Source organism: Arthrobacter sp. HMWF013, from assembly GCF_003061105.1.
Taxonomy (GTDB): Bacteria; Actinomycetota; Actinomycetes; order Actinomycetales; family Micrococcaceae; genus Arthrobacter.
Window position 1 is genome coordinate 1 of record NZ_QAIQ01000517.1, and the last position, 9,682, is coordinate 9,682.

General features: G+C 62.8%; 13 protein-coding genes. 4 read left to right on the top strand and 9 right to left on the bottom strand.

The features are described 5' to 3' along the window. Both DBR22_RS18020 and DBR22_RS18025 read left to right on the top strand, forming a co-directional pair. On the top strand, window positions 1–428 hold a 428-nt coding region (locus DBR22_RS18020), incomplete at its 5' end, for a type II secretion system F family protein (protein WP_146187562.1). A gap of 93 nt (window positions 429–521) precedes the next feature. Beyond that, a complete protein-coding gene (locus DBR22_RS18025) occupies window positions 522–989 on the top strand; it encodes a hypothetical protein (protein WP_108600147.1) in 468 nt (155 codons plus the stop codon). On the opposite strand, the gene DBR22_RS18030 is transcribed toward DBR22_RS18025, so the two are convergent. The 9 genes from DBR22_RS18030 to DBR22_RS18070 form a co-directional block, all read right to left on the bottom strand. After that, a complete protein-coding gene (locus DBR22_RS18030) occupies window positions 986–1,789 on the bottom strand; it encodes a response regulator transcription factor (protein ID WP_108600148.1) in 804 nt (267 codons plus the stop codon). The two genes, DBR22_RS18025 and DBR22_RS18030, sit on opposite strands and share 4 nt — an antisense overlap. 183 nt (window positions 1,790–1,972) lie before the next feature. Continuing rightward, window positions 1,973–2,866, bottom strand: coding sequence for a tRNA pseudouridine synthase A (locus tag DBR22_RS18035; protein WP_108600149.1), 894 nt, complete (start codon window positions 2,864–2,866; stop codon window positions 1,973–1,975). Between the two features lie 31 nt (window positions 2,867–2,897). After that, complete coding sequence (gene rplQ / locus DBR22_RS18040) at window positions 2,898–3,629, bottom strand: 50S ribosomal protein L17, sunset domain variant (RefSeq protein WP_108600150.1); 732 nt, start codon at window positions 3,627–3,629, stop codon at window positions 2,898–2,900. A 66-nt stretch (window positions 3,630–3,695) separates the two neighbouring features. Next, a complete protein-coding gene (locus DBR22_RS18045; protein ID WP_108600151.1) occupies window positions 3,696–4,706 on the bottom strand; it encodes a DNA-directed RNA polymerase subunit alpha in 1,011 nt (336 codons plus the stop codon). Between the two features lie 133 nt (window positions 4,707–4,839). After that, window positions 4,840–5,241 carry a 30S ribosomal protein S11 gene (gene rpsK, locus DBR22_RS18050; RefSeq protein ID WP_018769149.1) on the bottom strand — a complete coding sequence of 134 codons (402 nt, stop codon included), beginning with the start codon at window positions 5,239–5,241 and terminating at the stop codon, window positions 4,840–4,842. 48 nt (window positions 5,242–5,289) lie between these two features. After that, window positions 5,290–5,664 carry a 30S ribosomal protein S13 gene (gene rpsM / locus DBR22_RS18055; protein WP_104062624.1) on the bottom strand — a complete coding sequence of 125 codons (375 nt, stop codon included), beginning with the start codon at window positions 5,662–5,664 and terminating at the stop codon, window positions 5,290–5,292. A gap of 176 nt (window positions 5,665–5,840) precedes the next feature. Then, on the bottom strand, window positions 5,841–5,954 hold the full coding sequence (gene rpmJ / locus DBR22_RS18060; protein ID WP_009358722.1) for a 50S ribosomal protein L36: 114 nt from the start codon (window positions 5,952–5,954) through the stop codon (window positions 5,841–5,843). A 69-nt stretch (window positions 5,955–6,023) separates the two neighbouring features. After that, on the bottom strand, window positions 6,024–6,245 hold the full coding sequence (gene infA, locus DBR22_RS18065) for a translation initiation factor IF-1 (protein ID WP_009358723.1): 222 nt from the start codon (window positions 6,243–6,245) through the stop codon (window positions 6,024–6,026). 168 nt (window positions 6,246–6,413) lie between these two features. Next, the gene (locus tag DBR22_RS18070; protein WP_108600153.1) at window positions 6,414–7,469 is read right to left on the bottom strand and encodes a P1 family peptidase; all 1,056 of its coding nucleotides are present in this window, start codon (window positions 7,467–7,469) and stop codon (window positions 6,414–6,416) included. A 217-nt stretch (window positions 7,470–7,686) separates the two neighbouring features. Between DBR22_RS18070 and DBR22_RS18075 the strand changes: the two genes are divergently transcribed. Together DBR22_RS18075 and DBR22_RS18080 are read left to right on the top strand one after the other, a co-directional pair. Then, on the top strand, window positions 7,687–8,655 hold the full coding sequence (locus DBR22_RS18075; protein ID WP_181365239.1) for a carbohydrate ABC transporter permease: 969 nt from the start codon (window positions 7,687–7,689) through the stop codon (window positions 8,653–8,655). Beyond that, a complete protein-coding gene (locus DBR22_RS18080) occupies window positions 8,652–9,572 on the top strand; it encodes a carbohydrate ABC transporter permease (RefSeq protein WP_108600152.1) in 921 nt (306 codons plus the stop codon). The genes DBR22_RS18075 and DBR22_RS18080 overlap by 4 nt, the downstream gene beginning before the upstream one ends. Window positions 9,573–9,682 lie beyond the last annotated feature (110 nt).

Below are 9,682 nucleotides of genomic sequence, written 5' to 3' on the forward strand. Positions count from 1 at the left end.
ACACCCTGGACCAGATGCTGATTTCCGTGGAGGCAGGCCTGGGCTTCGAGGGGGCGATGGCCCGGGCCGGTGAAAACGGCAAGGGGCCGCTGGCGGAGGAACTGGTCCGCACCCTGCAGGACATGCAGGTGGGCCGCAGCCGCCGGGAGTCGTACCAGGCACTGGCTGAGCGGACCAATATCCCGGAGCTGCGAAGCTTTGTCCAAGCGGTGGTCCAGGCGGACACGTACGGAATTGCCATCAGCAGGGTGCTGCGGATCCAGGCAAAGGTCATGAGGATCAAACGCCGGCAGCGGGCGGAAGAAAAAGCGATGAAACTCCCGGTGATGATCCTCTTTCCGCTGCTGTTTTTTATCTTCCCCGTCCTCTTCATCGCAATTCTCGGCCCCGCAGTTATCAACACGGTTGTCACATTCAGCAGCCAGTGACGGCTTAAAGACCCCGGCAAACAATGACTCAAGGTTTCCACAGGATCTACTGAAAACAGGGCCCCGAGTATCAACAGGAAGTAGCCTTGAAGCATGGACAGTCCACCACACACCTCCAGCAGCGGGGGTGACCCTGCAGAGCCGGCGGCAGCAGCGGGCCGAGCAACGGACTCAGGTGCAGGCTACCTAACGGCAGGCGCCCCCGAACCGCGGTGGGTTGAACTGGAGATCCTGGCAGAGCTGGAAGAAGAATTGGACGGGCCTCAGCTCGCACAGGAATTTGCCCGCGACTATGCCGCCTTGTGGGACCAGCGCTTCGGCAAGCTCTCGGCCGCAGTGAACGTCCAGGACAGCCCGGCCGCCCTGGACGCCGTCATCAGCCTGCGGATCGCTTCAACCATGGTGGGCGGCCTCCGCCTCGCGGTGCTGGCCCAGGCCCTGGAAGACGCCATCCGAAGGACCGACTTCATCCAAGGCCAGGTCCTACTGGAACGTGTGGCCCAGCATGGCCTGCACACCGTCTCCGAACTCCAGGCCAACTACATCCTGAAAAACGATTAGCCCAGCCCCGGCCAGACCGGCAGGTCCGCCCGTTTCGGCGCCAGCCGGTACCCCACACCCCGCACGGTCTGCAGCCAACGCGGTGACAGCGGATCCTCCCGGAGCTTGCGGCGCAGGTTGCCAATGTGCACTTCCACCGCCCGCTCATCGGCCTCACTGATGTAGGCGTCGTGCTCATACAGGTCGCCCCGGACGGCCCGTACAAGGTCCGATCTGGTGCACACGGCACCCTCTCCGCGGAGCAACGTGTGCAGGAGGTCAAACTCGCTGCGGGTGAGCCCAAGGTTTGCTTCACCGATCACCACAGTGCGGGTCCGGTAGTTCAGCACCAGTCCGTTGTGTTCCAGGACGCCGGGGTGAACCAGTGACGCCGGCGCGGCCGGAGGAACCGGCCAGGCAACGGCGGGCTGGTGGGGATGGGTGATGTCCTGGCGCGGCCTGCGCATCATCGCGGCAACCCGCGCCCGGAGCTCGCGCGGCCTGAACGGCTTGGCAATGTAGTCATCGGCGCCGGCGTTCAGCGCGGAGAGCAGATCCGGCTCTTCCGTCCTGCCGGTCAGCATCACGACGTAGGCGTCACTGAACGACCTGATGCGCCGAAGCACCTCAAAACCGTCAATGTCCGGAAGGCCTATGTCGAGGGTAATGACCTGCGCTTTGCTGTGCCGGACAACTTCGACACCCTCACGGCCCTCGGCCGCTGTATGGACCTCGAATCCCGCTTGCCGCAATACTCCCTCAAGGAGGTTGCGGATATCCGCATCGTCTTCAATTACTACTGCTACCCCAAGATCTTCCATTGCGTTCCCTGTTGCCAGGTGGAAGAGGCCCCCATCAGCCCAGCGCTAATCCCCTCAACCACTCCAACTCTGTATACCGTACAAGGCGAAACGGGAGATGACACTTCTATTTGGGTTTGGGTTTGAAAAGTCAATAACTATGACACGGGTTACACATTGGATTCCACTGCACCCTAAAGATGCTTAGTGTTGCCGCACTGCCCTGGTCAGCTCGGCACGGGCCAGCATCTCGTCGTCGGAGGGGTAGGCCACTTCCTCCAGCACCAGTGGATGCGGCGCGGCCAGGATGGACTTGGCGTCCCGTTTCCGGGCCAGCAGCCGCTCGTGCAGCCAGCCCGGCTCCTCGATGCCCTCCCCCACGTACAGTGCGGAGCCCACCAGAGCCCGGACCATGTTGTGGCAGAAGGCGTCTGCCTGGACGGTGGCCACAATGACGCCGTCCTCACTGCGGGCGAACTCGAAGCGCTGCAGTTCGCGGATGGTGGTGGCGCCTTCCCGCGGTTTGCAGAAGGAGAGGAAGTTCTGCAGCCCCAGCAGCTTCGAAGCGCCCTCGTTCAGCAGTGAAACGTCCAACGGGTTCGGATGCCACAGCGTGAAGTAGCGTTCCAGCGGATCCCACAGGGCCGGGCCGTCCGCGATCCGGTAGCTGTAGCGCCGCCACAGCGCGGAGAACCGGGCGTCGAAGCCTGCAGGGGCCAGCGACACCAGGTGCACCTCGATGGCACCGGTCAGATCCCCCAGCCCCCTGCTCAGCGCACCCCGCAGACGGCGGAGAAGCGCGACGGCGGGATCGAGTTCGTGCCCGCGCGGCAGTCCCAGCCACTCGGCGTCCGTCAGGTCCAGGTGGACCACCTGTCCGCGGGCGTGCACGCCGGCGTCGGTCCGCCCGGCAACCGTCACACGGATCGGCCGGCGGAGCAGCAGCGCCAGCGCCTCTTCCAGCACGCCCTGGACGGTCCGCAGGCCCGGCTGCACTGCCCACCCGCTGAAGGGGCCGCCGTCGTACGACAAATCAAGCCGGACACGCAAAAACCCGCCGCCCCCTGTAACGGGGGCCGCGGGTTTTTGGTCGTTCATAGACTCAAGTCTACTGGAGCGTCAGAGCTGATTACTCAGCTTCGACGGCCTGTGCAGCGTCGCCACCGGCAGGCGCGAAGCCTGCAGCTGCGGCGGACTCAGCAGAGTCGAACCACACTTCAGCGGTGGTGGAGTCGTACCAGCGTGAGCCGGGAACGTGGAACTTCATGGAGTCCTCGTTGCCCTTGACCGCGAAGCCCTCAGGGGCAACGTTGTCAGCCGTAGCAGGCTTGGAGCCGGCGTACTTGGCTTCAGCGGCTTCTTCGGCGGCAGGAGCTTCGGTCTCAACGACCTCGGCCTCAGCAGCTTCGTCAGCAGCCGGAGCGGCAGCAGCAGCTTCCTTCTTGTCGGCGTCGCGCTTGGCAGCAGTTGTAGCCTCGGCTACAACGGCCTGCTTGGCGGAAACCGGCTCGAGGACCAGTTCGATGACAGCCATGGGAGCGTTGTCGCCCTTGCGGTTGCCGATCTTGGTGATGCGGGTGTAGCCGCCATCGCGGTTCTCCACTGCCGTGGCAATGTCGGTGAACAGCTCGTGGACGATGCCCTTGTTGCTGATCAGGCCGAGCACGCGACGGCGTGAAGCCAGGTCGCCGCGCTTGGCGAAGGTCACGAGGCGCTCGGCGTACGGCTTGAGCCGCTTGGCCTTGGTCACCGTGGTGGTGATCCGCTTGTGCTCGAACAGTGCTGCTGCCAGGTTCGCGAGCATAAGACGCTCGTGAGCCGGGCCGCCTCCGAGGCGCGGACCCTTAGTGGGGGTAGGCATAATTGTTTCTCCTCATATGGAAGCCGGTGGTGGGCACACCATGGTGCCCGCCGGCCAAGATCTGTTTTAGAGTTCGTCGTCGCCGAAGTCGGCGTCGTTCTCTTCAATTGCGGCGGCGCGTGCTGCGAGGTCAAAACCGGGAGGCGAGTCCTTGAGGGACAGGCCCAGTTCAACCAGCTTTGCCTTGACCTCGTCAATGGACTTCGCACCGAAGTTACGGATGTCCATCAGGTCAGCCTCGGAGCGGGCTACGAGTTCACCCACGGTGTGGATGCCCTCACGCTTGAGGCAGTTGTAGGAACGGACCGTGAGGTCCAGATCCTCGATCGGCAGTGCCATGTCTGCTGCCAGGGCAGCATCCGTCGGCGACGGGCCAATCTCGATACCTTCAGCTGCGGTGTTCAGCTCGCGGGCCAGACCGAACAGTTCCACCAGGGTGGTACCTGCCGAAGCAACGGCATCGCGCGGGGCGATGGCCTGCTTGGTCTCGACGTCGACAATGAGCTTGTCGAAGTCAGTGCGCTGCTCAACACGGGTTGCTTCCACGCGGAAAGTAACCTTCAGCACCGGCGAGTAGATCGAGTCGACCGGGATACGGCCGATCTCGGAATCGCCGGACTTGTTCTGAGCTGCCGAAACGTAGCCGCGGCCGCGCTCGATGGTCAGTTCGAGTTCGAACTTGCCCTTCGAGTTCAGGGTGGCAATGTGCAGATCCGGGTTGTGGAATTCGACGCCGGCCGGCGGAGCGATGTCCGCGGCGGTGACGACTCCGGGGCCCTGCTTGCGCAGGTAAGCAACAACCGGCTCATCGTGCTCGGAGGAGACCGACAGGCTCTTGATGTTCAGGATGATCTCAGTGACATCTTCCTTGACACCCGGAACCGTGGTGAACTCGTGCAGCACGCCATCGATCCGGATGCTGGTGACAGCAGCGCCGGGGATGGAGGAGAGCAGGGTACGGCGGAGGGAGTTTCCGAGTGTGTAGCCGAAGCCCGGTTCCAGCGGTTCAATGATGAAACGCGAGCGGTTTTCGGAGACGACCTCTTCGGAGAGGGTGGGGCGCTGTGCAATGAGCACTTAGGTTTCCTTTCGGCGAGCATCCGCTATATGACGCAACACAGGTGGTGGAAATGCGGTCTGAAGACTTAACGCGGCTGGGCTTGCCCGGACCATTGACGGTCCGGGCAAGCTCGCAGCTGCGGGAAAAGCCTTAGACGCGGCGGCGCTTCGGCGGACGGCAGCCGTTGTGCGCTGCGGGGGTGACGTCCTGGATGGAGCCAACCTCCAGGCCAGCGGCCTGCAGCGAGCGGATTGCGGTCTCGCGGCCTGAACCCGGTCCCTTGACGAAAACGTCAACCTTGCGCATGCCGTGCTCCTGGGCACGCTTGGCAGCAGCTTCGGCAGCCATCTGGGCAGCGAACGGGGTGGACTTGCGTGAGCCCTTGAAGCCGACCTCACCTGAGGAAGCCCAAGAGATAACAGCGCCGTTCGGGTCCGTGATGGACACGATGGTGTTGTTAAAAGTGCTCTTGATGTGCGCCTGGCCCAGCGCGATATTCTTTTTGTCCTTCTTACGCGGCTTGCGAACCGCGCCACGAGTCTTCGGGGGCATTTTTTCTCCTACAGAAAGTTATTGGGGAGCCGGTTAATCCCGAGGGATTTAACGGGCCTTCTTCTTGCCGGCCACGGTACGCTTCGGGCCCTTGCGGGTACGTGCGTTCGTCTTCGTACGCTGTCCGCGTACTGGCAGGCCCTTGCGATGGCGGATACCTTCGTAGCTGCCGATTTCAACCTTGCGGCGGATATCTGCTGCTACTTCGCGGCGAAGGTCACCCTCAACCTTGTAGTTGCCTTCAATGTAGTCACGAAGTTCCACCAGCTGGGAGTCAGTGAGGTCCTTAACGCGGACGTCAGCACTGATGCCAGTGGCAGCCAGGGTTTCGTGTGCACGGGTCTTGCCCACGCCGTAGATGTAAGTAAGCGCAATTTCCAACCGCTTTTCGCGGGGAATGTCTACGCCAGCGAGACGAGCCATAGTGGCAGTGCTCCTTGAATAAACCGGAGGTCGTAGGCAGTACACCCGCACGTTCTGTGCGGCCCCAGCCTCCGACCGGGGGTTAGCTGTCCGGGCTCATGCGTCCCAATTCAGCTTGTGCTGCCTTTTATTTACTTGCGTGGGTTAGCAACCCAGGATTTCCCTCGGGAGGGAAATTAGCCCTGGCGCTGCTTGTGGCGCGGGTTCTCGCAGATCACCATGACCCGGCCATTACGGCGGATCACTTTGCACTTTTCGCAGATCTGCTTGACGCTCGGCTTGACCTTCATGGCGTTCCTTTGCGTGTGGCAGTTGGTCATCTGGAGCAGCGCTCAGCTCATGCTGAGACTGCCCAGAATTTACTTGTAGCGGTAGACGATACGACCCCGAGTGAGGTCATAAGGGCTCAGTTCCACCACTACCCGGTCCTCAGGGAGAATCCTGATGTAGTGCTGGCGCATCTTGCCTGAGATGTGTGCAAGTACGATGTGCTTGTTGGTCAGCTCAACGCGAAACATCGCGTTAGGCAGCGCCTCAGTCACAACGCCCTCGATCTCAATGACCCCGTCCTTCTTGGCCATACCCTCCGCTAACTGTTGTTTGCCGCGGCCCTGCCGGATTGCACCGGACATGACCACGAACTTTTTTGGTGGATCGGTTATCACCTCTGGCCCCAGACAGGGCACAGCAGGGCAGACAACCAACAAACAACACTACGCCACTTTGGCGAGAAAGTTAAATCCAGTATGTTAGCGCACCGGGCGTCCGAACGCACCATATTCACCGGCAGGAGTTATGACCGCCTCCGCGCTGTCCACCGCGTCAAGGATCGCCAGGCGTACGACGTCGGCTGCCGCACTCTGCAGGGTAATGAGACTCACCTGCCGCGCAGTTTCAGTACTCCGGTCCAGTGCCACTTCCCCGGTAGCGAGGCAAAAGACCACGTCCCCATCCGCCAAGGTGTGGCTCGGATTGAGGGCCCGCGCAATGCCAGCCTGGGACGCAGAAGCAGTCCGCTTGCACTCCGCCACATCGAGGACAGCGTTAGTAGCGACCACAACGAGGGTGGTGTTAAGCGGCGGAGCGCCCGACCGGTCGGCAGGTTCCGGAGCCCGGAAGCGCGCGCCTAAGGTGGGCCCACGCGGGCCGGGTTCCCTGGCCGAGCTTGCGAGGTTAGGGGGCTCGTGGGGCGGCACGACCGAGCGCGCGGAGGGCTGCGGCTCCTGCCGCCCGTCGACGAGCGGCAGACCGAGCGCATTAACCACAGCCAGCGCCCCCACAACCACGCCGTCCTCGAGCGTGACCGAAGCCGTACCCACCCCGCCTTTGTAGGTCCTGGCGATCAGTGCACCGGTGCCGGCTCCCACGTTTCCGCGTCCGACGTCGTGCCCTTCCTCCTGCGCAGCGGCGGCGGCGGTTGCCGCGTAGCCCATGTCCGCCGTCGGGCGCGCTGAAAAGTCGCCGCCGCGGCCCAGGTCGAAAATCGCGGCGGCCGGAACGATCGGCACCACTCCCCCGGGCACGGCGAAGCCCCGGCCATTTTCCTCACACCACTGCTGGGCTCCACCGGCGGAGGCCAGGCCGTAGGCGCTGCCGCCGGTCAGGACAACGGCGTCCACCGTGGACACCAGCGTGGTGGGGTCCAGGGCATCGGTCTCATGGGTGGCGGGTCCTCCCCCGGCCACGTCCACCGAGCCCACCGTGCCTGGCGGCGGCAGCACCACCGTCACCCCGGTCAGCCAGCCGTCCCCGGTTTTGCCGGCGTGGCCCACGCGTATCCCCTGCACGTCCGTGATTGCTCCCATGGCTCCCATTGTGCTCGATTGCCGGCCTCCGGGCCTTAAAGCGAACGTTGTGCAATACTGCAACGAACACAGCATTAGCGGGCGATGAAGCCTTCAACAATAAACCTCTGACGAGGGCTTATGCGAGGGTTCGGCCCACCATCACTGTGGTGAAGTATGGCTAGACCCCTTGCCCGCCCGGCCGGCCACAAGCAGGCCCTGTCCGTTAGAGAACCGAATGACGCGTCAACTCGCCTCGACTCCGTCGACCAGCCCGCCGGTACCTCCCGGACCGTCAGGCACACCGGGAGAACTCCGCCGGCGACGCTGGTCCGGCCGCTCACGCCGTGATTTCTTCGTCTTCCTTGCCCTCGCCCTCCCCAACCTCTTGCTGATTGCGGTGTTCACCTACCGCCCGCTCATCAGCAACATCTACTACTCAACGCTGGACTGGACGCTGGGGTCCGCCTCGGCCACCGTCGTGGGGATCGAAAATTACGTCACCTTCTTCACCAGCGACGACGCCTCGAAGGTACTCGGGACCACTGCGGTATTCACGCTGGTGACAGTGGGCGGTTCCATGATCCTGGGGCTCCTCATAGCGTTGGCCCTGAACTCCCGTGTCCGCGGAACCACCTTTGCCCGCTCCGCCGTGTTCGCTCCCTATGTGCTGTCCGGCGTGGGTGTGGGCCTGGTATGGCTGTTCATCTTCGATCCCGGCTACGGGGTCCTGGCCTGGATACTTCGCGGCATTGGCCAGCAGAGCCCTCAGTGGATCAATGACCCTCAGCTGTCCCTGGTCATGGTCATCCTGGTCTATGTATGGAAGAACCTCGGCTACTGCGCGGTGGTCTACCTGGCCGGCCTTCAGTCCCTTCCCCAGGACGTGATGGAGGCGGCGGCGCTGGACGGGGCAAACGGATTCAAACGGTTCCTGAGCATGTCCATCCCGCTGCTGTCCCCCACCACTTTCTTCCTCCTCATCACCACCCTGTTGAGCTCCCTGCAGGCCTTTGACCTGATCCGGATCATGACCCCCTTGGGAGCCGGCACCAGCACCCTGATCTACGAGGCATACCTGCAGGCCTTCGGCGCATTCAACAGGGCCGGATACTCTGCCGCGATCTCCGTGGTCCTGTTCGCCATCCTCCTGGTCATCACGGTCCTCCAGCTGCGCTTCGTGGAACGGAAGGTGCACTACTCGTGAGTTCGCTATCGCCGGTCAACCCGGACCCCACGCTCCCACCGGTGGCCGAAAAAGAGGCCTTCGTGCCCCGGGACCGTCCCTTCTCACTGCCGAACCTGATGAGGACGATTGCCGGCGGCTACATTCCGCTGATCCTCGCCACCCTGGTGGTCTTCCTGCCTCTGCTGTGGATGATCCTGAGCTCGTTTAAGCAACCCGGCGAGATCATCACCATGGACCTGAAGATCCTGCCGGAAAGCCTGAACTTCCAGAACTACAACATCGCGATGACCACCGTGCCGTTCGCCCAGTTCTTCATCAACAGCACAATCGTGACTGTGGTTGGGGCCACCGTGAAAGTGCTGCTGGCCATCCTGACTGCCTACGCATTGGTCTTCGTACGGTTCCCGTTCAAGAACATCATCTTCATGCTGATCCTCGTGGCCCTGATGGTGCCGCCGCAGGTGTCCATCCTGCCCAACTACATCCTGATCGCGGGCATGGGGGGCAAGAACACCCTCTGGGGCATCATCCTGCCGGGGCTGGGAACGGCGTTCGGAACGTTCCTCCTGCGCCAGCACTTCATGACCCTGCCGGCTTCCATCCTGGAATCGGCCGAGATTGACGGCGCGGGCCATTGGCGGCGCCTGTGGCAGATTGTGGTGCCCGTGTCTGTTCCGTCCATTGCCACAGTGGCGCTGGTGACGGTGGTCAGTGAGTGGAACGAATATATCTGGCCGCTCATCATCACCGACCGCCCGGAAACCATGACCTTGCCCGTGGGACTGACCCTGCTGCAGAACTCCGAAAGCAACGCCTCCGGGTGGGGCATCCTCATGGCCGGCGCGGTCCTGGTCATTGTCCCCATACTCGTGGTCTTCGCAGCCCTGCAGCGCTACATCGTTGCAGGGCTCACCCAAGGCAGCGTTACCGGCTGACCCGCCGGCCGCCGTCGCACTTCACATCAGATGCGAAATCCCCAACGTAACAATCGAAAGGAACCATGATGTCAATAAATCTTGACCGGAGGCTTTTCCTCGGACTGGCC

Bases quoted from the DNA above. Each gene is read 5' to 3' on its own strand.
- DBR22_RS18025 (WP_108600147.1), top strand. From the start codon at position 522: ATGGACAGTCCACCACACACCTCCAGCAGCGGGGGTGACCCTGCAGAG.
- DBR22_RS18030 (WP_108600148.1), bottom strand. From the start codon at position 1,789: ATGGAAGATCTTGGGGTAGCAGTAGTAATTGAAGACGATGCGGATATC.
- DBR22_RS18035 (WP_108600149.1), bottom strand. From the start codon at position 2,866: ATGAACGACCAAAAACCCGCGGCCCCCGTTACAGGGGGCGGCGGGTTT.
- rplQ (WP_108600150.1), bottom strand. From the start codon at position 3,629: ATGCCTACCCCCACTAAGGGTCCGCGCCTCGGAGGCGGCCCGGCTCAC.
- rpsK (WP_018769149.1), bottom strand. From the start codon at position 5,241: ATGCCCCCGAAGACTCGTGGCGCGGTTCGCAAGCCGCGTAAGAAGGAC.
- rpsM (WP_104062624.1), bottom strand. From the start codon at position 5,664: ATGGCTCGTCTCGCTGGCGTAGACATTCCCCGCGAAAAGCGGTTGGAA.
- rpmJ (WP_009358722.1), bottom strand. From the start codon at position 5,954: ATGAAGGTCAAGCCGAGCGTCAAGCAGATCTGCGAAAAGTGCAAAGTG.
- infA (WP_009358723.1), bottom strand. From the start codon at position 6,245: ATGGCCAAGAAGGACGGGGTCATTGAGATCGAGGGCGTTGTGACTGAG.
- DBR22_RS18070 (WP_108600153.1), bottom strand. From the start codon at position 7,469: ATGGGAGCAATCACGGACGTGCAGGGGATACGCGTGGGCCACGCCGGC.
- DBR22_RS18075 (WP_181365239.1), top strand. From the start codon at position 7,687: ATGACGCGTCAACTCGCCTCGACTCCGTCGACCAGCCCGCCGGTACCT.